This is a genomic window from Methylobacterium sp. J-048 (genome assembly GCF_022829515.1).
Taxonomy (GTDB): domain Bacteria; phylum Pseudomonadota; class Alphaproteobacteria; order Rhizobiales; family Beijerinckiaceae; genus Methylobacterium.
In genome coordinates this window covers 40,197-66,039 of the sequence record NZ_JAKSYL010000150.1, presented here as the reverse complement: position 1 = coordinate 66,039, position 25,843 = coordinate 40,197, and the positions used below count along the sequence as shown (strand labels likewise).

Below are 25,843 nucleotides of genomic sequence, written 5' to 3'. Positions count from 1 at the left end.
GGATTTGTCGCCCGGGAGGGCGCGCCGGTCAGGCCGCCGCGGTCAGGCGCTTGGTGTTGTGTGCCACATGCTCGCGGTAGCGGGCGATGACGGTCTCCGGGGAGCCGCCGGTCATCAGCGTCGTCATGGCCTCGCCGGCGGGGCTTCCCCGACAGGTCGCCGTCGCCGACCCGCTCGACGAAGGCCATCACGGTCTCCAGCGGGCGCACCACCGCCCGGCGGATCATCCAGGTGACCAGCATCGCCAGCAGCACGGCGGCGGCGAGCGTCAGGTAGATCGACAGGCGCGAGCGCTCGTAGACCTCGTGGGCGGCGCGCTGCCCCAGGGCCATGCTGCCGTCGAGCAGGGTGCGCAGGTTGGTGATGCCGCCCAGGAACGGCGCCTGCAGGCGGCCGATCTCGTCGTTGCGCGCCTCGACGGCGGGGAGATCCTGCTGGGCGATGGCGGCGAATTGCGCGTCGCTCACGGTCCGGACCTCCCGGAAGGAGCGCTGCACCTCGGCGGTAGCCGTGGCGATCCGGTCCCAGGCGGCGTTGCGCTCGGGGGTGACCGATTGCGTCCGGTACTGGCCGGCGAGCTGCGCCGTGGCGGCGAGGCCGGTCTCGACCTCGGCGGCGGTCCTGCGCCACGCGGCGAGGGTGTCCTCGGTGCGCGCCGGCCGTCCCTGCGCCTGGGACAGCATCGCGATCACGGCGCTGCGGCGCAGGAGCCCGAGATCCCGGGCCTGGTTGCCGAGGTCGTCGAGCTGGCGCAGCACCGCCATGTCGCGCCGGACGATGGCGTCGGTGGTGTCGCGCACCGCCCCGATCTGCTCCAGCGCGTAGAAGCCGAGCGCCACGATCACCACCGTGACGGCCACGAAGCCGAGGAGGATGCGTCTTCCGATCGAGAACGTCACGGTCGGGGCTGTCTCCGGTGGAAGGGCGCGCGGACAGGACTTAGGGCAGCACGCGGCGCAGGAGGCGGGGGAGGTCGACGACGACGAAATCCGGTCGGCCGTCGCGGGCCGAAGCGGGGGCATACCCCGAAGCGGCCGCGTTGCCCAACCCGGCGGGATCGGCATCCTCCGCAATCCCTGCGGCGGAGGGTCCCGGGGCGGCGGCGATCCCCAGCACCCGGTCCACCGCCAGGGCGACGGCTTGCGGCTGGCCGCCGCGCAGCACGACGAGATGGCCGCCCCCGCTCTCGCCCTCGGGCGGGGCTTCCGGCCGGCCGAGCGCCCGGGCGAGGCCGACGACGCCGACGATCCGGCCAGACAGGGCGATCAGGCCGAGCAGGGCCGGCACCGCCCCGGGCATCGGCGTGGACGGGCGCATCGGCAGAACCTGCGCGACCGCGGCGAGCGGGATCCCGAAGCGCTCGGCCCCGCAGGCGCAGACGAGGTGGTCGATCCCGGTCTCCGGCCCCGCCGCGGCGGCGCTCCGCCGCGCCAGGGACGCGGCGCGCGCGGCCCGGATGTCCCGCCCGGTCCTGGGCCGGGCGCCGTGCTTCGGTGCGCTCTGGGGCGCGTCCATCAGGGACTCCCGGTTCCAGCATCCGCGCCGAGCCCGGCGCGGGCCGCGGCCGCCCCGGCGGCGATCTCGCCGGCCGCCGCGCCGTCGCCCTCGAGCAGGAGCGTGTTCGGCCCCAGCGCTTGGCTGAGCGCGATGGCGTTGTCGAGGGCGCGGGCCGCCTCGTCGGGCCGGTCGAGCCCGATGAGCAGCAGGCCGAGATGGTAATGCGCCATCACGAAGCCCCGGTCGAGGTAGAGCGCCGCCCGCAGCGCCCGCTCGGCCTCGGCGTCCCGGCCCAGCGTGTGGGCGAGCAGGCCCTCGTAGAAGCGCAGCGCCGGATCGGTCGGGTCGCGGGCGAGGGCGCCGCGCAGCACCCGCCAGGCGGCGCCGGTCTCCCCGGAATCGGCGAGCGCCCGGATCTGCGCGAGGTCGCCCTCCGGCGCGTCGGCAGGCGCCGCCTCGGCCCGCGGCAGCGCGTCCGCCACGGGAGCGCGCGGCTGGGCCAGGGTCGCGACGACGGTCTCGAGCGCCGCGCGGGGCTCTTCCACGGCCCGGACGCGCGGCGGCGGCACCGGCTCGACGGCGGGCGAGGCCGGCCGCAGCACCGGTGCTGCCGCGTCGCCGAGGCGGCGGTAGGCCACGGTGCCCGGCAGGCTGACCGGATCGAGGAACCCCGAAAAGGTCGGGTTCGGCTCGGCATGGCCGAGCAGCATCCAGCCCTCCGGCCGAAGTCGGCGGCCGAGGCCGCGCACCACCGCGGCCACTGTTTCGGCCTCGAAATAGATCAGCACGTTGCGGCACAGGATCAGGTCGAAGCCCTCGCCGGGCGGCAGCTTCGGTTCGACCAGGCTCAGGAGGTTGCCGCGCTCGAACCGCACCAGCGCGCGGAATTCCGGCCGCAGGGCGTAGCCGCCCTCCCGGCGGATCCCGGGGGCGGGGGGCAGGCGCGTGAAGTAGCGCAGCCGGTCCTCCGGCGGCATGGTCCGCAGGGCCCAGCGCCCGTACTCGGCCGCCCGGGCGGTCGCCAGCGCCTCGACGCTGATATCGGTGCCCAGGATCACGATCCGCCAGTCGGGCAGGGCATCGCCCAGGGCCTCGCGGACCAGGATCGCCAGGGAATAGGGCTCGGCGCCGGTGGAGCAGCCGGCGCTCCAGATCCGCAGGGTGCGGTCGAGGCTGCGCGCCGCGATCAGCGCCGGCAGGATGGTCTCGCGCAGGGCCTGGAACTGCTCGGCGTAGCGGAAGAAGAAGGTCTCACCGACGGTGATCTCGGCCTCGAGATTGGCCCATTCCGCCTCGCCCCGGGACCGGTCGGCCAGCACCTGGCTGTAGGCCGCGCAATTGGCGACCGAAATGGCGCGGAAGCGCCGGCGCAGGCGCTCGATCAGGAGCTCGTCCTTGTCGATGTAATAATGGTGGCCGGTGCGCGCGATGATCCGCGCCTTCAGCGCGGCATAGGCCGGGTCGTCGCCCGGATCGGGGCGGGGAGGGACTGGGCGCCGCATCGCGGGATCAGGCGGAGGGCGGCAGGGCGGCCAGGCGCTCGGCGGCGGCCTGCGTCAGCGCCGCGACTCGGGCCCGCTCCTGGGCGGTCAACAGGCCGTCGGGGGCGAGGGCGTGGACGAGCCGGTCGCCGATCACGAGCTCGGCCGCCACGCAGCCGTTGAGGGTCCCGGCCTCCTCGGCCGGCCGGATCGCGGAGTCCGGCACGATCACCAGATCGGCGGCGCGGTCGACCAGGTAGGCGAGCGCATCGTCCCGGGTCAGCACCAGATGCGCGTACAGCCCCGGCGCCGAGGCGGCCGGGCGCAGGCCCAGCAGCGGCGCCAGATCGATCACCGGGATCGGCGCGCCGCCGAGGTTGAGGAAGCCGGCGAGCCAGCCGCCGGTGGCGGGGGGATTGTGCAGGTCCGGCAGCGGCAGGATCTCGGAGACCGCGGCGCGGGGCAGGGCGCAGGGCGTGCCGGCGACGTCGAGGAGCAGATAGGCCGAACCGCTGCTGGCCAAAGCCGCCCCTCCCGAACGCATCCCGATCGCGGTCGCGCCGGGACAGGGCGCGAGATAGGCCGTCGGCCCCCGGCAAGCAATCATCCACCTCCGAAACGCGGGGTCGGGGAACCAAGTCTCCTCTGAGCCGCTTATTTTCCGACGCAGCGGCACCACCCAGACGACGGGCGGCGCATCGTCTGCGACCGTCTACGCCAGGGATTGATCATGAAGAAGCTACTGTTGGCCGCCGCGTCGCTGACGCTGCTCGCGGGCTCCGCCTATGCCCAGGGCAACGCGCCCTACAACAATTCCGGCGCCCAGGCCGGCGGTCCCCGCGGCGGCATGGAGCGCGCCGGTGAAGCCGCCGCCATGGAGCGGGGCACCATGGCCCCGACCGAGCGTCCGATGATGCGCAAGCGCATGAAGCACAAGCGGATGATGAAGCATCACCGCCGGATGCGTCACCACCAGATGTGATCCGGCCGGGACCGCCGCCAAGCGGCGTCACCGGACGATCGGGCCTGTCGCTTTCGCGGCAGGCCTTTTTTGTTGGGTTTTTCGGTCGCGGCCCGGATCCGGTCGAGGCGGGCTACGATGGTCGCACAATCGGTTTTGCAGGTCGCGACGCGCCCCCTCTCCCGTGCGGGCTACGATATTCACACAACCCTGGCCGAGACGCGCTCTCCTCCCCCTTGCGGGGAGGAGTTGGAGGTGGGGGTGGTGCAGGACCGAGCGCAGCGGTGCCTTCTGGACCACCCCCACCCCTGACCCCTCCCCGCAAGGGGGAGGGGAAACGCGCCTTTCTTTCAGAACCTTGGCGTTCGGGAGAGAAGTGTGAATCCGGTAGCCCGTGCGGGAGAGGGTTGGGGTGAGGGATACGCCCTTTCCAGACAAACCTGTCCCCTCACCCTGTCCCTCTCCCGCACGGGAGAGAGAACCCGCGCCACGTCCGGCATCGTGTGAGTCCGGCGGCCTGCACAAGTCGAAGACGCTGCCAAGGCCGCCACCTGTGCGGTTCCAATCCTTTGCGCGCCCCATCCGGTTGCCCCACCGCCCTGGCCGGTTCACTCTCTTGCGAAACCCGCCGCACCCTCAAGATGTTCGAAAACGAACATCCGCGCCCGTATCGTGGCGCGAGGAAACGCCAGGAGACCCGATGTCACGACCGCTCGACCGGAGATCCGAGGACAGGGTCGAGGTGACCGGGGTCGAGGGGCGGCGCAGCGCCATCGTGGCGTCCGTGCGCCAGCGGGGCTTCGTCACCATCGAGGCCCTCGCCGCGCAGTTCGGCGTCACGGTCCAGACGATCCGGCGCGATCTCAACGAGTTGAGCGCCGAGGGAAAGCTGGAGCGCTACCGGGGCGGGGGCGGGCTGCCGTCCAGCGTCGAGAACATCGACTACGCCGACCGCCGGGTGACCCTGCTGCCGGAAAAGACCCGGATCGGCCGGTTGGCTGCCAGCCGGATCCCGTCGCATTGCTCGGTCTTCGTCAATATCGGCACGACGCCCGAGGCCGTGGCCCGCGAGCTGACCCGGCACGACGACCTCAGCGTGATCACCAACAACCTCAACGTCGCCCTGTCGCTCGCCGAGGCCACGGAATTCCACATCGTCGTGGCCGGCGGCACCGTACGCAACCGCGACGGCGCGGTGCTGGGCCAGCTCACCTGCGACACGCTCAGCCAGTTCCGGGTCGACGTGGCGGTGATCGGCATCAGCGGCATCGATGCCGACGGCGCCCTGCTCGACTACGATTACGAGGAGGTGCGGGCGACGCAGACCATCCTGGCCCATGCCCGTAAGACTTTTCTCGTCGCCGACCATACCAAGTTCACCCGCCGGCCGATGGTGCAGGTCGGACGCCTGGACCAGGTCGACACGTTCTTCACCGACCGGATGCCGCCGCCGGAGATCGTTGCGATGATCGAGCGCCAGGGCGTCACCCTGGCGGTGGCCGAGGACGAACCGTAACGAACATGCGTTTTTTCGCTTGCGAAAATCGACAGGCGGCTCAATATGTCCTGAACCCGCCATCCAGGGCGGGAGAGGAGGAACAATGCCGGCTGCACAGCGCCAGCGCGAGCCGTCCGACGCCTACGACCTCCTGGTCATCGGCGGCGGCATCAACGGCACCGGGATCGCGCGCGACGCGGCGGGCCGCGGCTTGTCGGTCCTGCTGGCCGAGCGCGGGGATCTGGCCGGCTTCACCTCCTCGTCCTCGACGAAGCTGATCCACGGCGGCCTGCGCTACCTCGAATATTACGAGTTCCGCCTGGTCCGCGAGGCTTTGGCCGAGCGCGAGCGGCTGCTTCGGCAGGCGCCCCACGTGATCTGGCCCCTGCGCTTCGTGCTGCCCCACGACGAGGGCCTGCGTCCGGCCTGGATGCTGCGGCTCGGCCTGTTCCTGTACGACCATCTCGCGCGGCTGCGGACGCTGCCGGGCTCGACATCGGTGGACCTGCGCAGATCGCCCTACGGCGCGCCGCTGCAGAAGCGGCTGACCCGCGGCTTCGTCTATTCCGACTGCTGGGTCGAGGACAGCCGCCTGGTCGTGCTCAACGCCATGGATGCCCGCGAGCGCGGCGCCACGGTGCTGACCCGCACCGGCGTCGTCTCGGCCCGGCGCGAGGGTGACGGCTGGGTCGCCACTTTGCGCGATGAGCGCACCGGCGCCGAGCACAATGTCCGGGCGAAGGCGGTGGTCAACGCCGCCGGCCCGTGGGTGAGCGCGACGCTCGGCGGCACGCTGGGCATCAACAGCCGTGCGGCGGTGCGCCTGATCAAGGGCAGCCACATCGTGGTCAAGCGCCTGTTCCCGGGGGACCAGGCCTACATCCTGCAGCAGCCGGACAAGCGGATCATCTTCGCGATCCCCTACGAGCGCGACTTCACGCTGATCGGCACCACCGACGTGCCCTATGACGGCGAGCCAGGGCCGGTCTCGATTTCCCCCGAGGAGACCGATTACCTCTGCGGCTGCATCAACCGCTCGTTCGACACGCGCATCACCCCGGCCGACGTGGTCTGGAGCTATTCGGGCGTGCGCCCGCTCTACGACGACGCGGCCGAGAACGCCTCCGCGGTGACCCGCGACTACGTCCTCGACGTGGAGGACCAGGGCGGCAAGGCGGCGGTGCTGTCGGTGTTCGGCGGCAAGATCACCACCTACCGGCGGCTCGCCGAGCACGCGATCGAGAAGCTCAAGCCGTTCTTCCCGGGCCTCAAGCCGGCCTGGACCGGCGACGCGGTGCTGCCCGGCGGCGCCATGCCGGACGCCGACTTCGATTCTTTCCTGGCCAAGCTTCAGGCGGAAAAACCTTTCCTGCCAGCCGAGACCGCGCGACGCCTCGCCCGCGCCTACGGGACCAAGGCCCGCGAGATCGTCGGGACCGCGCGCTCCATGGCCGATCTCGGCGAGGTGTTCGACGGCGGCCTCACGGCGGCCGAGGTCGATTACCTGCGCGCCGAGGAATGGGCGGTCACCGCCGAGGACATCCTCTGGCGCCGCTCGAAGCTCGGCCTGCGCACCGGCCCGGAGAGCGCCGCACGGCTTGCCGCCTACCTCGACCGCAAGGCCGAGGCTGCATGATTGTGTCGAACCCGAGCCGGCGCGAGACCGGTCAGGCATAACTCAGGGAGGGAACGATGAGCCGTTACGTCGGGGCCATCGACCAGGGCACCACGAGCAGCCGCTTCATGGTGTTCGATCGCGAGGGCAGCGTCATCGCGCTGGCCCAGGCCGAGCACGCACAGATCTATCCGGCCCCCGGCCATGTCGAGCACGACGCCGCCGAGATCTGGACCAAGACGCAGGGCGTGATGCGCGAGGCCCTGGAAAAAGCCGGCCTCCAGCCCACCGACCTTGCGGCCGTCGGCATCACCAACCAGCGCGAGACCACGCTGATCTGGGACCGCCGCACCGGCAAGCCGCTGCACAACGCCCTGGTCTGGCAGGATACCCGCAACGACCGGCTGGTCTCCGAATTCGCCCGCGACGGCGGCCGCGACCGGTTCCGCGACCTCACCGGCCTGCCCCTGGCGAGTTATTTTTCCGGTCTCAAGCTGCGATGGCTTCTGGACCATGTCGAAGGCGCCCGCGAGCGGGCCGAGTCCGGCGACGTGCTGTTCGGCAACATCGACACTTGGCTGGTCTGGAACCTCACCGGCGGCATCGAGGGCGGGCTGCACGTCACCGACGTGACCAATGCCAGCCGCACGCAGCTGATGTCGCTGAAATCCCTGGACTGGGACGACGGCATGCTGGCGACCTTCGGCATCCCGCGGGCGATGCTGCCGAAAATCGTGTCCTCCAGCGAGGTCTACGGCGAGACCAAGGCGCCGTTCGCCGGCGTACCGATCGCCGGCATCCTGGGCGACCAGCAGGCGGCCCTGTTCGGGCAGACCTGCTTCAGTCCGGGCGAAGCCAAGAACACCTACGGCACCGGCTGCTTCGCGCTGATGAACACCGGCGACACGCCGATCCCGTCGAAGGCCGGCCTCATTACCACCCTGGCCTACCGCCTCGACGGCCAGAAGCCGGCCTACGCGCTGGAGGGCTCGATCGCGATCACCGGCGCCCTGGTGCAGTGGCTGCGCGACAACCTCCACATGATCAAGGATTCGGCCGAGGTCGAGACGCTCGCCACCACCGTGGAGGACAATGGCGGCGTCTACTTCGTGCCGGCCTTTTCGGGCCTCTACGCGCCGCACTGGAACGAGGGCGCCCGCGGGCTGATCATCGGCCTGACCCGCTACGTCAACCGCGGCCACATCGCCCGCTCGGTGCTGGAGGCGACCGCCTTCCAGACCCACGAGGTGCTCCAGGCGATGGCCCAGGATTCCGGGATTCCGGTCAAGGAGCTGCGCGCCGACGGCGGCATGGTCGCCAACAACACGCTGATGCAGTTCCAGGCCGACATGCTCGACGTGCCGGTGGTGCGCCCGAAAGTCTCCGAGACCACGGCGCTCGGCGCCGCCTACGCGGCCGGCCTCGCGGTCGGTTACTGGAAGGGCCTCGACGACCTCAAGCGCAACTGGGGCGTCGACAAGCGCTGGACCCCGAAGATGGATGCCGGCCAACGCGAAAAGATCGCCGCCGCCTGGGGCCGGGCGGTGCAGCGCTCCTTCGACTGGAAGCTCGACGAGGATTGAGGTGAGGGCCTTCGGGCCGGATCACGCCTACCCGCGACCTCATCCTGAGGTGCTGCGCAGCAGCCTCGAAGGAGGGCTCCAGGGATCGCAGGTCCGGCTGGAGGGCTCCTTCGAGGCCTCCGCTGCGCTCCGGCACCTCAGGATGAGGGAAGAGATTGGAAGATCGATAGATATCGACAATCATCTCTCAGCATTACACGCTCGAACAAGCTGTAAAATCTTACAATAAGCAGCAACCGGGGGAGATCAAACCATGACATCGCCATTCCTGGGTGAATTCCTCGGCACGATGACGCTGATCGTGCTGGGAGACGGCGTCGTCGCCGGCGCCCTGCTCAAGCAGTCCAAGGCGGAGAGCGCCGGCTGGATCGCGATCACGGCCGGCTGGGCCTTCGGCGTGCTGGCCGGAATCTTCGTCGCCACCGCCACCGGCAGCCCGGACGCGCATCTCAACCCCGCCGTCACCGTGGCCGGCGCCATCAGTTCCGGGGATTTTTCCAAGCTCGCGATCTACATCCCGGCGCAGACGCTCGGCGCCTTCGCGGGCGCCGCGATCGTCTGGCTCCATTACCTGCCGCACTGGGCGGCGACGCCCGAGCAGGACCTGAAGCTCGCCTGCTTCTGCACCGGCCCGGCGATCCGGGACGCCAAGGCCAACTGGACCTCCGAGATCATCGCCACCTTCTTCCTGATCCTGACGATCTCGGCGCTGGTGACCAACACGCTCGGCGCGTCCGGGGCGATCCCGCGCGGGGTCGCGCCCTACATGGTCGGCATGCTGGTCTGGGGTATCGGCCTCTCGCTCGGCGGCACCACCGGCTACGCCATCAACCCCGCCCGCGACCTCGGGCCGCGCCTCGCCCACGCGGTGCTGCCGATCGCCGGAAAAGGCTCGTCCGACTGGGGCTACGCGCTGATCCCGGTGGCGGGCCCGGTGATCGGGGCGGTCCTGGCCGGGCTGCTGGTGCGGGGGCTCGGGATCTGAGCGGATCACGGGATGCGGGCGCGCATCCGATGCGTCCGCGTTTTGCAGGGGCTCAGTCGAAAACGATCGGCTGGCCGAGGCTCACCCAATCAAGCATAGCCTGCAGCAGCTCCGGTGTCGTGTAATCCGCGATGTCTGCCGCCGAGAAGCCATCGGTGTGCCGCTTCTCATCGTACCAGCCCTGAAAGTCGGCGTAGTGAGCGAGGATCCGGGCCGCGCCGGGCGCCGCGATGCCGGCTTCACTGACAAGCCAATTGCGAACTTTCCGAACGGCGATCTGATAATCCGCTTGATGATACTGAATATCCGAACCTGATATATCGGAGATGGATGCTTGGTAGCGGTACGGCTTCTCTTCCAAGACGAGCAACCGTTTCGCGTCCCGGCCTGAACCGAACCATCGCCGGCACGCCCAATCGATCCCGTACTCGAACGGCATGTTGAGACGATAGTATTCTCCGGCCGTGGTCGCCTGTGCGCGACTGAGATCGTGGATGGAGAATTTGCAGGCCTCGATCAGGTCCGTAATCTTCTCCAGCCGCACCTCCGCGGAGTCGTTCCGTTCCCGCGCGATCCTCGGACTGAAGCCGAGGTAGACCACACAGAAGAGGATGGCCTGCAGGATCGGTTCGTAGGCTTCGTCGAAGGGACAGTTGATGAAAACCGAGCGCTCAAAGGCAGCTTCGGCCACGGTCAGCCATTCGGCTGGCCGGACTCGGCCCTGTAGGAGTCGCGCTCGCGGATCCGACCATCCGGACCATGGATGAACAAAATGGTCCTCTGCTTGCGCGCGACCTCGCGGCCCTTCGCGATCGCCTCCGCCTGGGTCTCGAAGGTCTTCGACGCCTTCGCAGCCCCTGCACGGCGGAGGCTCCAGCGCGATCCACTCGGCGAAACGTGCTGACTCGGCTTGCCCATTCTAGAAGGCCCCTTCGATCGGGATGCATCATAGGGATGATTCCCTCACCGTTGAAGATCTGGCTTCGGCTGGGCGTTGAGTCGTCGGACAAGCTGTCTGCGCGAAGGCGCGCTGCAGCGTCGCGCCGGTTTGCGGGAGGGCGGTAGAACCTCTAAGTCAGTCCTCTCTGAACGACCGCGCCTCCGGGCGCTTCCCCGCGGTGTGGCAGCCCTCGACCTATGGCCGTCGTCCTCGACATCCTGAAGAACGATCCGCGCTCCGCGCGCCTGCGCCACCCCGAGAAGGCGCACCGGCCGGACCAGCCGGTCCAGGCCAAGAAGCCGGACTGGATCCGGGTCAAGGCGCCGGGCTCAAAGGCCTGGACCGAGACCCAGAAGATCGTGCGCGAGCACGGCCTGGTCACGGTCTGCGAGGAGGCCGGCTGCCCGAATATCGGCGAGTGCTGGGAGAAGCGGCACGCCACCTTCATGATCATGGGCGACACCTGCACGCGGGCCTGCGCCTTCTGCAACGTCCGCACCGGTCTGCCCAACGCGCTGGACGCCCTGGAGCCCGAAAAGATCGGCGACTCGGTGGCCAAGCTCGGCCTCCACCACGTGGTGATCACCTCGGTGGACCGGGACGACCTGAAGGACGGCGGCGCCCAGCATTTCGCCCGGACCATCGCGGCGATCCGCCGGGCGAGCCCCGGCACCACCGTGGAGATCCTCACCCCCGACTTCCTGCGCAAGGACGGCGCCCTGGAGGTGGTGGTCGCGGCCAAGCCCGACGTGTTCAACCACAACCTGGAAACGGTGCCGGCCAAGTACCTGACGGTGCGGCCGGGCGCCCGCTACTTCCACTCGGTGCGGCTGCTGCAGCGCGTGAAGGAACTCGACCCGACGATCTTCACCAAGTCCGGCATCATGGTCGGGCTCGGCGAGGAGCGCAACGAGGTGCTCCAGCTCATGGACGACCTGCGCTCCGCCGAGGTCGACTTCCTCACCATCGGCCAGTACCTGCAGCCGTCGAAGAAGCACCACGAGGTGGTGCGCTTCGTGCCGCCCGACGAGTTCAAGACCTACGAGACCACTGCCTACGCCAAGGGTTTCCTGCTGGTCTCGGCCACGCCGCTCACCCGCTCGTCGCACCATGCCGGCGAGGACTTTGCCAAGCTTCAGGCGGCCCGGCTCGCCAAGCATGCTGCCTCGCACGCCCCCGCCCTCTCGGCCTGAGCACGTCGGAACAGAAATGCCGTCTTTCCGGGTTACCCGTACGGTGCGGCATTCGCCGCAGCAGATGTACGATCTCGTGGCCGATGTGGAGCGCTACCCGGAATTCCTGCCGCTGTGCGAATCCCTGCGGGTGATCCGCCGCCAGGATATGCCGGAGGGCGGGCAGGTGCTGATCGCCGAGATGGGGGTCGGCTACAAGGCGATCCGCGAGCGCTTCACCACCCGGGTCAGCCTCGATCCAGGCCACCACAAGATCGTCGCCGAGTATATCGACGGCCCGTTCCGGCACCTCGAGAACCGCTGGTCGTTCAAGGAGGCGCCGAACGGCGGTTGCGCCGTCGACTTCTTCATCACCTATGAGTTCAAGAGTCGGACCCTCGGGCTCCTGATGGGCACGATGTTCGACCGCGCCTTCCGCAAGTTCACCGACGCCTTCGAGGGGCGGGCGGACCGGATGTACGGCACCGTCTGAACACGTCAGCTCTGGACCGGGGCGGACACATGCTCCGGCCGCACGCCCATCCCGATCATCCGGGCGGGCAGGGCCTGGAGCATCGGCAGCCGGTCGAGGATGCGCAGGGCCAGCGGCGCCCGGAACGGCGCGTCGGCCCTGAGCGCGGTGGCGATCACCCGAGCCTGGATCATCCGTTGCAGCGCCTGCGTGGCCCGGACCGGAAAGAGCCGCCGGGCCTGAACGCGGGCGAGGTCGGCCTCGGCGACCGGCCCCGCCCGCAGGGGCCCGGCCAGGATGTTAGCCGCCGCCACCGCGTCCTGGATCGCCAGGTTGATGCCGACCCCGCCGACCGGCGACATCGCGTGGGCGGCATCGCCGATGCAGAGCAGGCCGGGACGGTGCCAGCGCGCCAGCCGGTCGACGGTGACGGTCAGGAGCTTGACGGCCTCCCAGTCGGCGATGGCCTCGGTGCGGTCGGCCAGGAACGGCGCGATCTCGGCGACCGCCGCCCGGAAGGCCGGCAGCCCCTTGGCGCGGAGCGCCGCGTCGCCGCCCTTCGGGACCACGTAGGCGCATTGCCAGGTGTCGCCCCGGTCCAGCGTGATCAGGATGCGCCCGGGCCCGAACCGGCCGGCCGCCGCCTCCGGGTCGCCGTCCCGGCGGGGCAGGCGGAACCACAGCACGTCGATCGGCGCCCCGAAGGCCCGGGGCACGAAGCCGGCGCGTTCGCGCATCGCCGAGTGGCGCCCGTCCGCGCAGAGCACGAGGTCGGCCCGGATCTCCATCGGCCCGTCCGGCCCCTCGGCCCGCACGCCCGCGATCCGGCCCTCCGCCTCGATGAGGTCGCGGGCCTCGGTCCGGCGGATCAGCCGGAAACCCGGATAGTGCTCCGCCTCACCGGCCAGAAAATCCAAAAAGTCCCATTGCGGCATGAAGGACAGGAAGCGGTTGCGGGTCGGCAGCCGGCTGAAATCGGCGACCCGGTAGCTCCGGCCGTCCACGACCCCCGAGAAGCTCTCGACCCGCCGCTGGGGGAGGGCGCGGAAGCGCTCGGCGAGGCCCAGCTCGTCCATCAGGTCGAGGGTGGAGGGGTGGATCGTGTCGCCGCGGAAGTCGCGCAGGAAATCCCCGTGCTTCTCCAGAACCGTCACGCCGATCCCGGCCCGGGCGAAGAGCAGGCCGGCCATCATCCCGGCCGGGCCGCCGCCGACGATGCAGAGCTGGGTCTTCAGGCTGTCCATCGGACCCTCCCTGCGAATGGATCAGTCCGCCAGCGCCCCTTCGAGCAGGCCGAGCGCGTCGGCAACCGCCGCGCGGCGGATCTGTCCACGGCCGAGATCGCCGTAGCGCCGCTCCAGGTGGCGGCGTCCGCCCTCGCGCTGGGCCAGACCGAAATGCACCAGCCCGACCGGCTTGTCGGCACTGCCGCCGCCGGGGCCGGCGATGCCGGTGATCGCCACCGCGACCGCGGCGCGCGAGGCGGACAGCGCTCCGCAGGCCATGGCCCGGGCCACGTCCTCGCTGACGGCGCCGTACCGCTGGATCAGGTCCATCGGCACCCCGATCGCTTCCGCCTTGGCCTCGTTCGAGTAGGTGACGTAGCCGCGCTCCAGGACGGCCGAGGACCCGGGCACCGCGGTGAGCAGCCCCGCCACCAGGCCGCCGGTGCAGGATTCGGCGGTGACGATCGTCCGCCCGGCCGCCGCGTAGGCCGCGACCAGCGCCTCGGCGCGTTCGAGAAGCTCCGTGTCGTCGATCATCGCGCGAGGCTCGCCCTGGGCCGGAGCGCCCTATCTCGTGTTGTGCCGCAAGGTAGGCCCCGGCTCAAGGACCGGCCGCCCCAACAGGAGACCCCAACCCGATGATCTTCCCCGCGACCACGGCCTTCTACGCTGCGCTGCTCGCCCTCGTGTATCTCGGCCTGTCCGGCTGGGTGATGGGATCACGCGTCGCCGGCAACGTCCTGTTCGGGGACGGCGGCGACGAATCCATGCTCAAGCGGGTCCGCTCGCACGCCAATTTTTCGGAATATGTCCCGCTGGCGCTGATCCTGGTCGGCCTGCTCGAAGCCGGCGGTAGCGGCCACGGCCTCGTCCAGGGGCTTCTGATCGCCCTGCTGGTCGGCCGCATCCTCCACCCGATCGGCATGTTCGCCGCGCCCAACTCCCCCCGCCAGTTCGCCTGCCGGGGCGGCGGGATTTTGCTGACGCTGGCCGTGCTCGCCATCGCGGCGATCGCGCTGCTGCTGCGGGCGGCGTGATTTTCTTTTTTGAGAGGGGATTCGCCTGGTCACGACTGGCGCCCCTCCAACCAATCCCCTCATCCTGAGGCGACGGAGCGAAGCGAAGGCCTCGAAGGAGGCCTCCAGCCGGCCGCGCGATCTCTGGAGGGCTCCTTCGAGGCTCGCTGCGCTCACACCTCCGGATGAGGGAGTGAGTGGGATAGACCTTGTGGGGCGCGCCAGCCGGCATAGCTGGTTGGCCGGGCTTCCGCCCACGCCAAGCGGTCGCGAACCGTGACAGGCGCATAAGGGCAGAGGCAGGATCCACGCTCGTCTTCCCTCCCCGCAAAGGGGGGGAGGAAAGCGTCGGCGCCCCTCACCCCTGCCGCATCGCAGTCTCGGCCTCGGCGTCGAGCGCGGGGCCGTCCTCCTCGGGCAGGCGGATCGTGGCGGCGGCCTGGGCGGCGAGGCCCTCGGCGCGGCCGACGAAGCCGAGTTTTTCCGTGGTGGTCGCCTTGATCGAGACGGCGGTCAGCGGCACGCCGGCGATGGCGGCAATGCGGGCGCGGATCGCCTCCCGGTGCTGGCCGATCCGCGGCGCCTCGGCGAGCACCGTGATGTCGAGGTGGTCGATCCGGCCGCCCCGCGCCCGGACCAGCCCGCAGGCATGGGCCAGGAACTGGTCGGACGAAGCACCGCGCCAGCGCTCGTCGGAGGGCGGGAAATGGGTGCCGATATCGCCGTCCGCGATGGCGCCGAGCAGCGCGTCGGTGAGCGCGTGCAGCGCCACGTCGCCGTCGGAATGCGCGAGCACGCCGCGATCGGCCGGGATCTTGATGCCGCCGAGCCAGACATGGTCGCCGGACGTGAAGGCGTGGACGTCGAAGCCGGTGCCGAGGCGGGTGACGTAGGCGGTCATGGCGCGGGCTCCGGGCGCGGGTAATTCGGATGGGTCGGACGCGAAGGCCCGGTCCGCCTCGATCAGGTCGGCGGGCTGGGTGATCTTGCGGTTGGCGATGTCGCCGACGAACACCACCACCGGCAAGCCCGCCCATTCGGCGAGCGCCCCGTCATCGGTGAAGCCGTCGAGGCCTTGCACGGCGGCGTCGCGATGGGCGCCGAGCAGCGGCGCGAAGGCGAAGGCCTGGGGGGTCTGGACCGCGCGGAGATGCTCCCGAGGCGGGGTCTCGTGCACCCGGCCGATGCCGGGGGCGATCTCGGCGACGCGCTTGACCGTGTCGGTCACCGGCACGCCGGGCACCGCGGCGCCGTGGTCGCGCCCGGCCGCGATCGCCCGGGCGATCAGGGCGGCGTCGACATAGGGGCGGGCGGCGTCGTGGACCAGCACGATCTCCGGCGCCGCGCCGGCCGCCAGGGCTTCGAGCCCGGCGCGAACCGAGAGCTGGCGAGTCGCCCCGCCCTCGACCGGGGCGCCGATTTTTGTTCGGAGTTCGGGAGCGAGCTCGTCCAGGCAGCTGAGGAAGAAATCCGCGGCGTCGGCGGCGATCACGGGCTGGATCCGGTCGATCGCGTCCTGGGCGGCCAGCGCGGCGAGCGTCCGGGTCAGGACCGCTTGGCCGCCGACCCTGCGGTACTGCTTGGGGGTGCCGCCGCCGATGCGGATGCCGCGGCCAGCCGCGACCACCACCGCGGCGACGCCGGACCCCGTCTCGACGGGTCCGGTGGCAGGCGTGCCGGTGGCGGGCATGGGCGGCGAACTCGTGGAGACCGGGAAGCGGACGGCAGCGGGCGCGCGGGCCTGCCGTGCTGCCGAACCTCTGCCGGTGAGGGTGCCCGTCGTTTAAGCGGGGGAGGGCGCGAAATCAACGCGCGGCCCCCGCTTGCCAGCGGACCGCATTTGCCTCATTGTTGTGCAGAATGGCGACTGATCATTATTTAAGCGCGCTGCGCGGGGGACGAACGGCAGGTAGGGGGGATTCTTCCGCCCCGCTCTGCCTGCTCGCGCCCCTGTCGGGAGTCACCGACCTGCATATGCGCCGGATCGCCCTACGGTGCGGCGCCGACGCGGTGGTGTCCGAGATGGTGGCGGCGCGCGAGTTCGCCCGCGGCGCCGGCGAGGCGACCCTGCGGGCGGACGGCTCGGGCGTCGACCTGCACGTGGTCCAGCTCGCCGGCTGCGAGGCAGAGCCCATGGCCGAGGCCGCCCGGCTCGCCGAGGCGGGCGGGGCCGACGTGATCGACGTGAACATGGGCTGCCCGGCCAAGATCGTCACCGGGATCGCCTCGGGCTCGGCGCTGATGCGCGACCTCGACCATGCCGAGCGGCTGCTCGCGGCCGTGCGCGGCGCGGTATCGGTGCCGGTCACCGTCAAGATGCGGCTGGGCTGGGACGACGCCACCCGCAACGCCGTCGATCTCGCGACCCGGGCCGAGCGGCTCGGGCTCAACGCCGTCACCGTCCACGGCCGGACCCGGCAGCAATTCTACACCGGCGTGGCCGACTGGGCCGCGATCCGCCCCGTGGTCGAGGCTTTGTCGATCCCGGTGATCGCCAACGGCGACGTCGTCGACCTCGCAAGCGCTCGGGCGTGCCTCGCGGCCTCCGGCGCGGCCGGGGTGATGATCGGGCGGGCGGCCACCGGGCGGCCCTGGCTGGTCGGACAGGTGGCGGCGGCGCTCACCGGCCGTCCCGCGGAGCCGCCGTCCCGGGCCGAGCAGGCCGCGCTGGCGGCCGCGCATTACGCCGGCCTGCTGTCGCTCTACGGCCTCCGCATGGGCGTGCGCCACGCCCGCAAGCATCTGGCCGCCTATGCCGAGACCGGCGGGGCGCTGGAGCCGGCCGAGCGCACCGCGCTCCTCACCACAACCGATCCCGAGGTGGCGCTGGCGTTGCTCGCCCGCGCGTTCGGGGTTGCCGAGATCGTCCGGGAGGCCGCGTGAGCGAGGACGCCTTTCCGCACGATCCCGGCGGCCGGCGCGCCCCGGCCGGGGAGGCCGTGCTCAACGCCCTGCCGCTGCCGGTCCTGACCATCGGCGGCGACGAGCGGATCCTCCATTGCAACCACGCCGCGGAGGCGTTCTTCGACTATTCCGCGCGCCTGATGCAGCGCCGCCGCCTGCGCGACATCATCCCGTTCGCCTCGCCGATCATCGCGCTCGTGGCCGAGGTCCGGCGCCGCCGCGCCAGCGTCAGCGAGTACCGGGTCGAGCTGACCCAGCCCCGCCTCGGCCTGGAGCGCAGCGTCGACGTGTTCGCGACGCCGCTCGCCGACGACGACGACGCCGTGGTGATGATGCTCCAGGAGCGCACCATCGCCGACAAGATGAACCGCCAGCTCACCCACCGCGGCGCCGCGCGCTCGATGGTGGCGCTCGGCGCGATGCTGGCCCACGAGATCAAGAACCCGCTCGCCGGCATCCGCGGCGCCGCGCAGCTCCTGGAGGGCACCGGCGCCGAGGAGGACCGGATGCTCACCCGGCTGATCTGCGACGAATCCGACCGGATCGTCCGCATCGTCGAGCGGATGGAGCTGTTCGGCGACGAGCGCCCGTCCGATCGCGGCGCCGTCAACGTCCACGGGGTGCTCGATCAGGTGAAGCGCTCGGCGCAGTCGGGGTTCGCGCGCCATATCCGCTTCGTCGAGACCTACGATCCGTCGCTGCCGCCGGTGCTCGGCAGCCGCGACCAGTTGATCCAGGTGATCCTGAACCTCGTGAAGAACGCCGCCGAGGCGATCGGCCCCGACGCGGTCGAGGGCGAGATCACCCTGTCCACGGCGTTCCGCACCGGCCTGCGCCTGCAGGTGCCGGGCTCGCGCGAGCGGGTCAGCCTGCCGATCGAGGTCGCGATCCGCGACAACGGTCCGGGCATCTCGGCCGAGCTGCTGCCCGACCTGTTCGACCCGTTCGTGACCACCAAGGCCCAGGGCTCCGGCCTCGGACTTGCATTGGTGGCCAAGATCGTCGGCGACCACGGAGGCATCGTCGAGTGCGATCCCGCCCCCCGCCGCACGACGTTCCGCATCCTCCTGCCGATGTCCAGCGCCCGCGACGGGCGCGAATCGGCGGTCGATCCGTGATGTCGCCTTGTGTTTCGGCCACCCGGCCGGAGGTCTGAGTAGAGAGTCATGCCGAACGGCCACATCATCGTCGCCGACGACGACGCCGCCATCCGCACGGTGCTGAACCAGGCACTGTCCCGGGCCGGCTACGAAGTCCGCTCGACGGGCAATTGCGCCACCCTCTGGCGCTGGGTCGCGCAGGGCGAGGGCGACCTCGTCATCACCGACGTGGTGATGCCGGACGAGAACGTGTTCGACCTGCTGCCCCGCATCAAGCGGGTGCGGCCGGAACTGCCGATCATCGTCATGAGCGCGCAGAACACCTTCATGACGGCGATCCGCGCCTCGGAGCGGGGCGCCTACGAGTACCTGCCGAAACCCTTCGACCTGAAGGAGCTGATCGCCATCGTGGGCCGCGCGCTGTCGCGGCCCCGCGGGGCGCCCGCGGCCGGCGCGCCGCCCGACAACGAGGACATCCCGCTGGTCGGGCGCTCGCCCGCCATGCAGGAGATCTACCGGGCGCTCGCCCGGCTGATGCCCACCGACCTCACCGTGATGATCACCGGCGAGTCCGGCACCGGCAAGGAGCTGGTCGCCCGGGCGCTGCACGATTACGGCCGCCGCCGCACCGGCCCGTTCGTGCCGGTCAACATGGCCGCGATCCCGCGCGACCTGATCGAGTCCGAGCTGTTCGGCCACGAGAAGGGCGCCTTCACGGGCGCGCTCCAGCGCTCGGCCGGCCGGTTCGAGCAGGCCGAGGGCGGCACGCTGTTCCTCGACGAGATCGGCGACATGCCGATGGAGGCCCAGACCCGGCTGCTGCGCGTGCTCCAGCAGGGCGAGTACACCACGGTCGGCGGGCGGGTTCCGATCAAGACCAACGTCCGGATCATCGCGGCGACCAACAAGGACCTGCGGATCTCGATCCAGCAGGGCATTTTCCGCGAGGACCTGTTCTTCCGCCTCAACGTCGTGCCGCTGCGGCTGCCGGCCCTGCGGGAGCGGTCCGAGGACGTGCCGGACCTGATCCGCCACTTCTTCGTGCTGGTCGAGCGCGAGGGCCTGACCCGCAAGTCGCTTGACGGCGACGCCATGGAGCGGCTCAAGCGCTACCGCTGGCCCGGCAACGTCCGCGAGCTGGAGAACCTGGTCCGGCGGCTGGCCGCGCTCTATCCGCAGGAGACCATCACCGGCCCGGTGATCGAGGCCGAGCTCGACACCCTGCCGCTCGCCGCCCCGGCCTCGGCCAACGGCAGCGCCCGCAAGGCCAATGGCGAATCCGAGAGCCTGTCCAGCGCGGTGGAGCGCCACCTGTCGGATTATTTCTCGGGCTACCGGGACACGCTGCCGCCGCCCGGGCTCTATCACCGGATCCTGCGGGAGATCGAAGGCCCGCTGATCGGCGCGGCTTTGGCGGCCACGCGGGGCAACCAGATCCGCGCGGCGGAGCTGCTGGGGGTCAACCGCAACACCCTGCGCAAGAAGGTCCGCGACCTCGACCTGCAGGTGTTCCGCACCGCCCGGTAACGGGTTCCCAAAGGGCCTGCGGCCCTTTGGCGGGGGTGTCGGGGCGCGCAGCTCCGAACGCGCTCAGCGCCGCGGCAGGATCGGGTCGCCGCGCATCAGGGCGTTGAGCCGCTCGGTGTCGAAGCCGTTCGGGATGCTGGGCACGGCCGCCTTCGGGGCCGGCGCAGCCTTCACCGGCGCCGGGAGCGACCCGGTCGCCGAGGGCTCGGCCTGGGCGGCGCGCACCACGGCCGGCGGCGCCAGATGGGCGAGCCGGTCGGCGCTGACGAGGGCGACGATCGCCGTCGAGACCAGCACGAGGACGCCGCCGAAGAGAGAACGCAGGATACGCACGCAGACGACCCGGAACGCGACTTGAGACGGCAACAGATTACCCGCCGGCCCGTTAACGAAGCTCACCCCATGTGTCCGGGATGGGTGCCAATGTTCGGGAGGCGATATTGACGAACGTCCAGGCCACCGCGAGCGACAGCCCGTTCATCCAGGGCCGCAACGCCCGCCTCTACGGTAAGCCGGCGAGCGAATGTCCCTATCCGGAGGGCTCCGAAGAGCATGCCGGCTGGATGCAAGCTTACGAGGAGGCCGCCACCTCAGATCCGGCGGAGAAGCCGTGAGCGGTGGGACCGGGTGGGCGCAGCGCGATATAATCGTCGACCGCTTCGCGGAACGCGGCCTCGAGCGCGCGTCTGCTCTCGCCGTGGAAGCTGATGACGTCGTTGATATGGGCGATCTGGCCGAAGAGCAGCCCATCCTCGGCGTCGAATTCGACGCGGGCTGAGAAGCCCCGATAGGTCAGCATGTCCACGGCGATACTCCTGGCGGGCGTCGTTGAAACTATCGCTTCCGCACGGTGTGAAAAGGGCAGCGTACCTTCAAACCACCGCGTCATTCCGGAGCCGCATAGCGGAACCTGGAATCCAGAACCGCAGGTCGATCAGAACTTTGCACTGTCAGCGGCTCTGGATTCCGGGCTCGCCTGCGGCGCCCCGGAATGACAAAGCGGGTTTGACAGCCGTCCGGTGCGTCCCAGAGTTCCAACGGAATGCACAACCTCCGTGTCGGCCGAGAAAGCCTCTCGATCGCGCCTCAGGCTTGACCTCGCCCGAACCGGCGGGCTTCGTGCATTGCAGCGCAACGCGATCGTCGAGCCCCAATGTCCCTGACGCCCAAGCCCGAGTCGAAGCAAACATTCGGGGCGGCGACTTGCCTCGTCCATGCGGGCCGGGATCCGGGCGCGCAGCACGGCTTCGTCAACACGCCGATCTATCGCGGCTCGACCGTGCTCTACCCGACCTACGACGCGATCAAGCACCGGCGCGGGCGCTACAATTACGGCACCTCGGCGACGCCCACGATGGACTCGCTCACCGACGCCTGGACCGAACTCGCCGGCGCCGCCGGCACGGTGGTGACGCCCTCGGGTCTCTCGGCACTGACCGTCGCCCTGATGGCCGCGGTCTCGGCCGGCGATCACCTGCTGGTGACCGACTCGGCCTACCGCCCGACCCGGCAGTTCTGCGACGGCGTCCTGGCCCGGTTCGGCGTCGCGGTCACTTATTACGACCCGACCGTGGGGGCCGGCATCGCGGAGCTGATGCGCCCGAACACCAAGGCGGTGCTGGTCGAGGCGCCCGGCTCGCAGAGCTTCGAGATGCAGGACGTCCCGGCGATCGCGGAGGTCGCGCATGCGCAGGGCGCCTGCGTGATCATGGACAACACCTGGGCGACGCCGCTGCTGTTCCCGCCCCACGCGCGCGGGGTCGACATCGCGGTCGAGGCGGGGACCAAGTACCTGAGCGGCGGGTCCGACCTTCTGATCGGCCTGGCCTCGGCCAACGCCGCGTATTACCCGGCACTGCGGCGCACCTTCGATCATCTTGCCCCCTGCGCCGGTGCCGAGGACATCTTCCTGGCGCTCCGGGGCATGCGGACCATGGCGCTGCGCCTGCGCGAGCACGGACGCGTCGGGCTGGAGATGGCCCGCTGGTTTCAGGCGCGGCCGGAGGTGCTGCGGGTGCTGCATCCCGGGCTGCCGGAGGATCCCGGCCACGCGATCTGGAAGCGCGACTTTGCCGGCGCCTCCGGGTTGTTCGGGGTGATCCTCAAGCCGGTGCCCGAGGCCGCGGTCGCCGCCATGCTGGACGGGCTGGAGCTGTTCGGGATGGGTTTTTCCTGGGGCGGCTTCGAGAGCCTGGTGATCCCGTTCGACTGCGCCGGCTACCGGACCGCCACCCAGTGGGCCCCGGGCGGCCCGGCCCTGCGCTTCCACATCGGGCTGGAGGACATCGCCGACCTCCAGGCCGATCTCGACGCCGGCTTCGCCCGCCTGCGGGCGGCGTCCTGACGGCCTGCGCCGTCGTCGCGCGCGATGACGGAGGGATGACGGCGCATTTGACCTTCCCGTCCGATCCTGATTGACCGGCCGGGCATGAGCACGAGCCTCTCCGCCGACGGCGTCCCGCGCCTCGCCTCTGTCGACCGGACCGGCCGCGGGCTCGACGCGCTGAGCCTGACCCATGCCCGCGCCGTCCTGGCCCTGCTGGCTTTGTGCCTGCTGCTGTTCCTGCCCGGCCAGATCTCGCTGCAGCCGATGGACCGGGACGAGCCGCGCTTCGCCCAGGCCTCGAAGCAGATGCTGGAGAGCGGCGACCTCGTCGACATCCGCTTCCAGGGGGAGGCCCGGCACAAGAAGCCGGTCGGGATCTACTGGGCGCAGGCCGCCGCGGTGGCGGCGGGTGAGGCGCTCGGCGTCCCCGACGCACGCCGGCAGATCGCCCTGTACCGGATCCCGTCGCTGATCGGCGCCACCGCTTCGGTGCTGCTCGCCTACTGGGCGGCCCTGGCGTTCCTGCCCCGCCGCCTCGCGCTGCTGGCCGCCGCCCTGTACGGCGCCGGGCTGATGCTCGCGGCCGAGGCGCATCTCGCCAAGACCGACGCCCTGCTCGCCGCCTGCGCCACCGCCAGCCTCGGGGCGCTCGCCCGGGTGTGGCTGGCATACCGGGCCAGCGGAACCGTGGGCCGCGCGGTCTTCCCGGCCTTCTGGCTGGGGATGGCGCTCGGCATCCTGGTCAAGGGGCCGATGGTGCCGCTGTTCGTCGTGCTGCCGGCGCTGATCCTGTCGGTGGTCGCGCGCTCGGGCCGCTGGCTGCTCGCCCTGAAGCCATGGGCGGGGCTGGCGCTGACGCTGCTGCTGGTGGCGCCGTGGTTCGCGGCGATCGCCTGGAAGAGCGGCGGCGCCTTCTACGCCGAGGCGGTCGGGCACGACATGCTCGGCAAGGTTGGCGGCGCGGCCGAGCGCCACTGGGCGCCCCCGGGGGCCTACACGCTGGCGTTCTTCGCGACCTTCTGGCCGGGCGCGGCCTTCGCGGCGATGAGCCTGCCGCTCGCCTGGCGCGCCCGGCGCGAGCCGGCCTTCGCGTTCCTGATCGCGGCGGTGCTGCCGGCCTGGCTGGTCTTCGAGGCGGTGCCGACCAAGCTGCCCCATTATGTCCTGCCGCTGATGCCGTGGCTCGCGATCCTCACCGCCCTGGCCCTCTCGCGCGGCGCCCTCGACCCGCGTCTGCGGGGCGCGCGGGCGACCGCCCTGCTGGTGCCGGCGATCCCCGTGGGCCTGACGCTCGGCCTGTGCCTGGCCGGCTGGCGGCTGGACAGCCATACGCTCCCCTGGACCGCGCTGCCGCTGCTCGCTGCCGCCTGCGCGGTCGCGGCTCTGGCCTGGATGGCCTTCGCGGGCGGCAGGCCCGAGCGCGCCCTGGTGCTCGGAATCGTCGCCTCCTGCCTGCTCGGGCCGGCGGTGCTGGGCGTGGCGCAGCGTGCGCTCCCGGCCCTGAAGGTCTCGCCGCGGCTGGCCGCCCTGCGCGACCGGATGAGCTGCCCGAACCCGCAGGTCGCGAGCCTCGGCTACCGGGAGCCGAGCCTCGTCTTCCTCACCGGCACCGACCTCGCCCTGCCGCCGGACGGCGCCGCCGCTAGGCAGTTCCTGGAGGCGGGCGGCTGCCGGCTGCTGTTCGTCGAGGCCCGGGACCGGGACGACTTCAACGCCGCCTGGCCGGTGGCGCGGGGTGCGCCCGCGCCGCTCGCCGAGGTCGAGGGTTTCAACCTCAATACCGGCCGGCGGGTGTTCGTGACCGCCTACGCGGTGGCCCCATGACCGGCGCCCCGAACCTCAGCGTCGTCGTGCCGGTGAAGAACGAGGCCGGCAACATCGCCCCCCTGGTGGCCGAGATCGAGGCCGCCTGCGCGCCCCTCGGCTTCGAGCTGATCTACGTCGACGACGGCTCCACCGACGCCACGCCGGTCGCCCTGGCGGCGGCCCGCGCCGGCCGGCCGTGGCTGCGGGTGGTGCGGCACGCGCGGGGCGGCGGTCAGTCGGCGGCGGTGCGCAGCGGCGTCCTGGCGGCGCGGGCGCCGATCGTCGCGACCCTCGACGGCGACGGCCAGAACGACCCGGCCTTCATCCCGGCCCTGCTCGCCGCCCTGGAGGCGGGCGGCGCGCAAGCCGGCCTCGCCCAGGGGCAGCGGCGCGGGCGCAAGGACGGGCGCTTCAAGATGCTGCAATCGCGCATCGCCAACGGGGTGCGCGGGCGCATCCTGAAGGACGCCACCCGCGACACCGGCTGCGGCTTAAAAGTGTTTCGCCGCGCCGTGTATCTCCGGCTGCCCTATTTCGACGCCCTGCACCGGTTCATGCCGGCCCTGGTGGTGCGCGAGGGATTTCTTGTGGTCCACCACGACGTGATCGACCGGCCCCGGCTCACCGGACTCTCGAATTACGGCCTGTTCGACCGCCTTTGGGTCGGGCTCCTCGACCTCGCCGGGGTCTGGTGGCTGATCCGGCGCAAGCGGGCCGATCCGCAGCCGCAGGAACTCTTCGCTCCGGCCGCCGCGCCCGCAGACCAGGATGTCGGATGCTGATCCAGCTCGCCCACGATCTGCCGGACTATTTCTACGACGTGTTCGTCACCCGGCTCGATTTCTGGGTGGTGTTCGGCATCGTCGCCCAGATGGTGTTCGGCTCGCGCTTCATCCTGCAATGGATCGCCAGCGAGCGGGCCGGGCGGAGCGTGATGCCGCTCTCGTTCTGGTTCCTGTCGATCCTGGGCGGGCTGATGACCCTGGTCTACGGGTTCGTCCGCCGGGAGCCGGTGATCATCATCGGCCAGGGCCTGTCCACCGGCATCTATCTGCGCAACCTCGCGCTGATCTTTCGCGAGCGCCAGCGGCGGCGGGGCGGCACCGCATGACCCGCGCACCCCTGCCGGATTTCTACGACGACCTCGACGCCACCTTCGGCGAGCTGTGGCGGCTCCTGGCAGAGGGCGCCGCGCAGGGTCGGAGCGGGTTCCACCTGCCGGTGCTGGCGACCCTCGGGCCCGGGGGCGGCCCGCGGCTGCGGACCGTGGTGCTGCGCGCCGCCGATCCCGACGCCGGCACGCTCCGGTTCCACTGCGACCGCCGCTCCGACAAGGCCGCCGAGATCGGGGCGAATCCCGCCTGCGCGCTCACAGCCTACGACGCACCCGCCAAGATCCAGATCCGGATCGAGGGCCGGGCGGTGCTCCATACCGACGACGCCGTCGCGGAAGCCGCCTGGGCGGGCTCCCGGGCGATGAGCCGGGTCTGCTACGGCGCCGACCCCGCGCCGGGCACGGCCCTGCCCACGGGCGGCGCCTACACGCTGCCGGACGAGGAGACCGCGGCCACGCTCGGCCGACCGCACTTCGCCGCCGTGGTGGTGCGGGCCGAGCGCCTGGACTTCCTCTATCTCGACCGCCGCGGCCATCGCCGGGGGGCTTGGCGGAGGGTTCTAGCCGGCTGGACCGGCGGCTGGATCGCACCCTGACCGACCCCGGCGCGCGACCTGCGG

The 25,843-nt window shown here is 71.1% G+C and carries 27 protein-coding genes and 1 pseudogene; 17 read left to right on the top strand and 11 right to left on the bottom strand.

Features of this window, described 5'->3' with window-relative positions; genetic code table 11:
• The 4 genes and pseudogenes from MKL09_RS14810 to MKL09_RS14795 form a co-directional block, all read right to left on the bottom strand.
• Nucleotides 1-899 (bottom strand): annotated as a pseudogene (locus MKL09_RS14810) (hypothetical protein); the annotation flags it as partial.
• Between the two features lie 40 nt (nucleotides 900-939).
• The gene (locus MKL09_RS14805; RefSeq protein WP_244021206.1) at nucleotides 940-1,515 is read right to left on the bottom strand and encodes a chemotaxis protein CheW; all 576 of its coding nucleotides are present in this window, start codon (nucleotides 1,513-1,515) and stop codon (nucleotides 940-942) included.
• Complete coding sequence (locus MKL09_RS14800; protein WP_244021205.1) at nucleotides 1,515-2,999, bottom strand: CheR family methyltransferase; 1,485 nt, start codon at nucleotides 2,997-2,999, stop codon at nucleotides 1,515-1,517. The genes MKL09_RS14805 and MKL09_RS14800 overlap by 1 nt, the downstream gene beginning before the upstream one ends.
• Before the next feature lie 7 nt (nucleotides 3,000-3,006).
• Nucleotides 3,007-3,501: a chemotaxis protein CheW gene (locus MKL09_RS14795; protein ID WP_244021202.1), complete on the bottom strand. Its 495-nt coding sequence runs from the start codon at nucleotides 3,499-3,501 to the stop codon at nucleotides 3,007-3,009.
• A gap of 207 nt (nucleotides 3,502-3,708) precedes the next feature.
• Here MKL09_RS14795 and MKL09_RS14790 point away from each other — a divergent pair, with 207 nt between their 5' ends.
• From MKL09_RS14790 to MKL09_RS14770, 5 genes are all read left to right on the top strand, one after another.
• Nucleotides 3,709-3,960, top strand: a complete 252-nt coding sequence (locus tag MKL09_RS14790) for a hypothetical protein (RefSeq protein ID WP_244021199.1) — start codon at nucleotides 3,709-3,711, stop codon at nucleotides 3,958-3,960.
• 679 nt (nucleotides 3,961-4,639) lie between these two features.
• Complete coding sequence (locus tag MKL09_RS14785; RefSeq protein ID WP_244021197.1) at nucleotides 4,640-5,455, top strand: DeoR/GlpR family DNA-binding transcription regulator; 816 nt, start codon at nucleotides 4,640-4,642, stop codon at nucleotides 5,453-5,455.
• Nucleotides 5,456-5,540: 85 nt separating this feature from the next.
• Nucleotides 5,541-7,073, top strand: coding sequence for a glycerol-3-phosphate dehydrogenase (gene glpD, locus MKL09_RS14780; protein ID WP_244021195.1), 1,533 nt, complete (start codon nucleotides 5,541-5,543; stop codon nucleotides 7,071-7,073).
• A 56-nt stretch (nucleotides 7,074-7,129) separates the two neighbouring features.
• On the top strand, nucleotides 7,130-8,635 hold the full coding sequence (gene glpK, locus MKL09_RS14775) for a glycerol kinase GlpK (RefSeq protein WP_244021193.1): 1,506 nt from the start codon (nucleotides 7,130-7,132) through the stop codon (nucleotides 8,633-8,635).
• Between the two features lie 253 nt (nucleotides 8,636-8,888).
• The gene (locus MKL09_RS14770) at nucleotides 8,889-9,620 is read left to right on the top strand and encodes an MIP/aquaporin family protein (protein WP_244021185.1); all 732 of its coding nucleotides are present in this window, start codon (nucleotides 8,889-8,891) and stop codon (nucleotides 9,618-9,620) included.
• Nucleotides 9,621-9,672: 52 nt separating this feature from the next.
• Here the strand turns inward: MKL09_RS14770 and MKL09_RS14765 are convergent, their stop codons facing one another.
• The gene (locus MKL09_RS14765) at nucleotides 9,673-10,311 is read right to left on the bottom strand and encodes a hypothetical protein (RefSeq protein WP_244021184.1); all 639 of its coding nucleotides are present in this window, start codon (nucleotides 10,309-10,311) and stop codon (nucleotides 9,673-9,675) included.
• A gap of 2 nt (nucleotides 10,312-10,313) precedes the next feature.
• Nucleotides 10,314-10,538: a DUF2188 domain-containing protein gene (locus MKL09_RS14760; RefSeq protein ID WP_244021183.1), complete on the bottom strand. Its 225-nt coding sequence runs from the start codon at nucleotides 10,536-10,538 to the stop codon at nucleotides 10,314-10,316.
• A 219-nt stretch (nucleotides 10,539-10,757) separates the two neighbouring features.
• On the opposite strand from MKL09_RS14760, the gene lipA reads away from it, so the two are divergent.
• Both lipA and MKL09_RS14750 read left to right on the top strand, forming a co-directional pair.
• On the top strand, nucleotides 10,758-11,753 hold the full coding sequence (lipA, locus tag MKL09_RS14755) for a lipoyl synthase (RefSeq protein WP_244021182.1): 996 nt from the start codon (nucleotides 10,758-10,760) through the stop codon (nucleotides 11,751-11,753).
• 16 nt (nucleotides 11,754-11,769) lie between these two features.
• Nucleotides 11,770-12,225 (top strand): type II toxin-antitoxin system RatA family toxin, encoded by a 456-nt coding sequence (locus tag MKL09_RS14750; RefSeq protein WP_244021177.1) that lies wholly within the window; start codon nucleotides 11,770-11,772, stop codon nucleotides 12,223-12,225.
• 5 nt (nucleotides 12,226-12,230) lie between these two features.
• Here MKL09_RS14750 and MKL09_RS14745 read toward each other — a convergent pair whose 3' ends face one another.
• Nucleotides 12,231-13,448 carry an FAD-dependent oxidoreductase gene (locus MKL09_RS14745; RefSeq protein ID WP_244021174.1) on the bottom strand — a complete coding sequence of 406 codons (1,218 nt, stop codon included), beginning with the start codon at nucleotides 13,446-13,448 and terminating at the stop codon, nucleotides 12,231-12,233.
• Between the two features lie 21 nt (nucleotides 13,449-13,469).
• Nucleotides 13,470-13,967 (bottom strand): CinA family protein, encoded by a 498-nt coding sequence (locus tag MKL09_RS14740; protein ID WP_244021172.1) that lies wholly within the window; start codon nucleotides 13,965-13,967, stop codon nucleotides 13,470-13,472.
• Between the two features lie 101 nt (nucleotides 13,968-14,068).
• Here MKL09_RS14740 and MKL09_RS14735 point away from each other — a divergent pair, with 101 nt between their 5' ends.
• Nucleotides 14,069-14,467, top strand: a complete 399-nt coding sequence (locus tag MKL09_RS14735; RefSeq protein ID WP_244021170.1) for an MAPEG family protein — start codon at nucleotides 14,069-14,071, stop codon at nucleotides 14,465-14,467.
• A gap of 337 nt (nucleotides 14,468-14,804) precedes the next feature.
• Here the strand turns inward: MKL09_RS14735 and MKL09_RS14730 are convergent, their stop codons facing one another.
• On the bottom strand, nucleotides 14,805-16,136 hold the full coding sequence (locus MKL09_RS14730) for a bifunctional 2-C-methyl-D-erythritol 4-phosphate cytidylyltransferase/2-C-methyl-D-erythritol 2,4-cyclodiphosphate synthase (protein ID WP_244021168.1): 1,332 nt from the start codon (nucleotides 16,134-16,136) through the stop codon (nucleotides 14,805-14,807).
• 170 nt (nucleotides 16,137-16,306) lie between these two features.
• Here MKL09_RS14730 and dusB point away from each other — a divergent pair, with 170 nt between their 5' ends.
• The 3 genes from dusB to ntrC are packed head-to-tail and all read left to right on the top strand — an operon-like array spanning nucleotide 16,307 to nucleotide 19,977.
• A complete protein-coding gene (gene dusB, locus MKL09_RS14725; RefSeq protein ID WP_244021159.1) occupies nucleotides 16,307-17,329 on the top strand; it encodes a tRNA dihydrouridine synthase DusB in 1,023 nt (340 codons plus the stop codon).
• Complete coding sequence (locus MKL09_RS14720; protein ID WP_244021157.1) at nucleotides 17,326-18,468, top strand: two-component system sensor histidine kinase NtrB; 1,143 nt, start codon at nucleotides 17,326-17,328, stop codon at nucleotides 18,466-18,468. Before dusB ends, MKL09_RS14720 begins: the two co-directional genes overlap by 4 nt.
• 48 nt (nucleotides 18,469-18,516) lie before the next feature.
• Nucleotides 18,517-19,977, top strand: a complete 1,461-nt coding sequence (ntrC, locus tag MKL09_RS14715; protein ID WP_243965482.1) for a nitrogen regulation protein NR(I) — start codon at nucleotides 18,517-18,519, stop codon at nucleotides 19,975-19,977.
• Nucleotides 19,978-20,040: 63 nt separating this feature from the next.
• Here the strand turns inward: ntrC and MKL09_RS14710 are convergent, their stop codons facing one another.
• Nucleotides 20,041-20,376 (bottom strand): hypothetical protein, encoded by a 336-nt coding sequence (locus tag MKL09_RS14710; RefSeq protein ID WP_244021155.1) that lies wholly within the window; start codon nucleotides 20,374-20,376, stop codon nucleotides 20,041-20,043.
• A gap of 41 nt (nucleotides 20,377-20,417) precedes the next feature.
• Here MKL09_RS14710 and MKL09_RS14705 point away from each other — a divergent pair, with 41 nt between their 5' ends.
• On the top strand, nucleotides 20,418-20,591 hold the full coding sequence (locus MKL09_RS14705; RefSeq protein WP_244021153.1) for a hypothetical protein: 174 nt from the start codon (nucleotides 20,418-20,420) through the stop codon (nucleotides 20,589-20,591).
• Here MKL09_RS14705 and MKL09_RS14700 read toward each other — a convergent pair.
• Entirely contained in the window at nucleotides 20,549-20,782 is a 234-nt protein-coding gene (locus MKL09_RS14700; protein ID WP_244021151.1) for a type II toxin-antitoxin system HicB family antitoxin, read from the bottom strand. The genes MKL09_RS14705 and MKL09_RS14700 overlap by 43 nt on opposite strands.
• Before the next feature lie 348 nt (nucleotides 20,783-21,130).
• Between MKL09_RS14700 and metC the strand changes: the two genes are divergently transcribed.
• The 5 genes from metC to MKL09_RS14675 all read left to right on the top strand — a co-directional run bounded on the left by metC (nucleotide 21,131) and on the right by MKL09_RS14675 (nucleotide 25,819).
• The gene (metC, locus tag MKL09_RS14695) at nucleotides 21,131-22,321 is read left to right on the top strand and encodes a cystathionine beta-lyase (RefSeq protein ID WP_244021150.1); all 1,191 of its coding nucleotides are present in this window, start codon (nucleotides 21,131-21,133) and stop codon (nucleotides 22,319-22,321) included.
• Between the two features lie 84 nt (nucleotides 22,322-22,405).
• Nucleotides 22,406-24,127 (top strand): ArnT family glycosyltransferase, encoded by a 1,722-nt coding sequence (locus tag MKL09_RS14690; protein WP_244021148.1) that lies wholly within the window; start codon nucleotides 22,406-22,408, stop codon nucleotides 24,125-24,127.
• Nucleotides 24,124-24,891 carry a glycosyltransferase family 2 protein gene (locus MKL09_RS14685; RefSeq protein ID WP_244021146.1) on the top strand — a complete coding sequence of 256 codons (768 nt, stop codon included), beginning with the start codon at nucleotides 24,124-24,126 and terminating at the stop codon, nucleotides 24,889-24,891. The genes MKL09_RS14690 and MKL09_RS14685 overlap by 4 nt, the downstream gene beginning before the upstream one ends.
• Nucleotides 24,885-25,220 carry a lipid-A-disaccharide synthase N-terminal domain-containing protein gene (locus MKL09_RS14680; RefSeq protein ID WP_244021144.1) on the top strand — a complete coding sequence of 112 codons (336 nt, stop codon included), beginning with the start codon at nucleotides 24,885-24,887 and terminating at the stop codon, nucleotides 25,218-25,220. The genes MKL09_RS14685 and MKL09_RS14680 overlap by 7 nt, the downstream gene beginning before the upstream one ends.
• A complete protein-coding gene (locus MKL09_RS14675; RefSeq protein WP_244021142.1) occupies nucleotides 25,217-25,819 on the top strand; it encodes a pyridoxamine 5'-phosphate oxidase family protein in 603 nt (200 codons plus the stop codon). The genes MKL09_RS14680 and MKL09_RS14675 overlap by 4 nt, the downstream gene beginning before the upstream one ends.
• The last annotated feature ends 24 nt before the right edge of the window (nucleotides 25,820-25,843 follow it).

Coding starts and splice junctions, on each gene's coding strand:
- MKL09_RS14805 (WP_244021206.1), bottom strand. CDS start 1,515: ATGGACGCGCCCCAGAGCGCACCGAAGCACGGCGCCCGGCCCAGGACC.
- MKL09_RS14800 (WP_244021205.1), bottom strand. CDS start 2,999: ATGCGGCGCCCAGTCCCTCCCCGCCCCGATCCGGGCGACGACCCGGCC.
- MKL09_RS14790 (WP_244021199.1), top strand. CDS start 3,709: ATGAAGAAGCTACTGTTGGCCGCCGCGTCGCTGACGCTGCTCGCGGGC.
- MKL09_RS14785 (WP_244021197.1), top strand. CDS start 4,640: ATGTCACGACCGCTCGACCGGAGATCCGAGGACAGGGTCGAGGTGACC.
- glpD (WP_244021195.1), top strand. CDS start 5,541: ATGCCGGCTGCACAGCGCCAGCGCGAGCCGTCCGACGCCTACGACCTC.
- glpK (WP_244021193.1), top strand. CDS start 7,130: ATGAGCCGTTACGTCGGGGCCATCGACCAGGGCACCACGAGCAGCCGC.
- MKL09_RS14770 (WP_244021185.1), top strand. CDS start 8,889: ATGACATCGCCATTCCTGGGTGAATTCCTCGGCACGATGACGCTGATC.
- MKL09_RS14760 (WP_244021183.1), bottom strand. CDS start 10,538: ATGGGCAAGCCGAGTCAGCACGTTTCGCCGAGTGGATCGCGCTGGAGC.
- lipA (WP_244021182.1), top strand. CDS start 10,758: ATGGCCGTCGTCCTCGACATCCTGAAGAACGATCCGCGCTCCGCGCGC.
- MKL09_RS14750 (WP_244021177.1), top strand. CDS start 11,770: ATGCCGTCTTTCCGGGTTACCCGTACGGTGCGGCATTCGCCGCAGCAG.
- MKL09_RS14745 (WP_244021174.1), bottom strand. CDS start 13,448: ATGGACAGCCTGAAGACCCAGCTCTGCATCGTCGGCGGCGGCCCGGCC.
- MKL09_RS14740 (WP_244021172.1), bottom strand. CDS start 13,967: ATGATCGACGACACGGAGCTTCTCGAACGCGCCGAGGCGCTGGTCGCG.
- MKL09_RS14735 (WP_244021170.1), top strand. CDS start 14,069: ATGATCTTCCCCGCGACCACGGCCTTCTACGCTGCGCTGCTCGCCCTC.
- MKL09_RS14730 (WP_244021168.1), bottom strand. CDS start 16,136: ATGCCCGCCACCGGCACGCCTGCCACCGGACCCGTCGAGACGGGGTCC.
- dusB (WP_244021159.1), top strand. CDS start 16,307: ATGGCGACTGATCATTATTTAAGCGCGCTGCGCGGGGGACGAACGGCA.
- ntrC (WP_243965482.1), top strand. CDS start 18,517: ATGCCGAACGGCCACATCATCGTCGCCGACGACGACGCCGCCATCCGC.
- metC (WP_244021150.1), top strand. CDS start 21,131: ATGTCCCTGACGCCCAAGCCCGAGTCGAAGCAAACATTCGGGGCGGCG.
- MKL09_RS14690 (WP_244021148.1), top strand. CDS start 22,406: ATGAGCACGAGCCTCTCCGCCGACGGCGTCCCGCGCCTCGCCTCTGTC.
- MKL09_RS14685 (WP_244021146.1), top strand. CDS start 24,124: ATGACCGGCGCCCCGAACCTCAGCGTCGTCGTGCCGGTGAAGAACGAG.
- MKL09_RS14680 (WP_244021144.1), top strand. CDS start 24,885: ATGCTGATCCAGCTCGCCCACGATCTGCCGGACTATTTCTACGACGTG.
- MKL09_RS14675 (WP_244021142.1), top strand. CDS start 25,217: ATGACCCGCGCACCCCTGCCGGATTTCTACGACGACCTCGACGCCACC.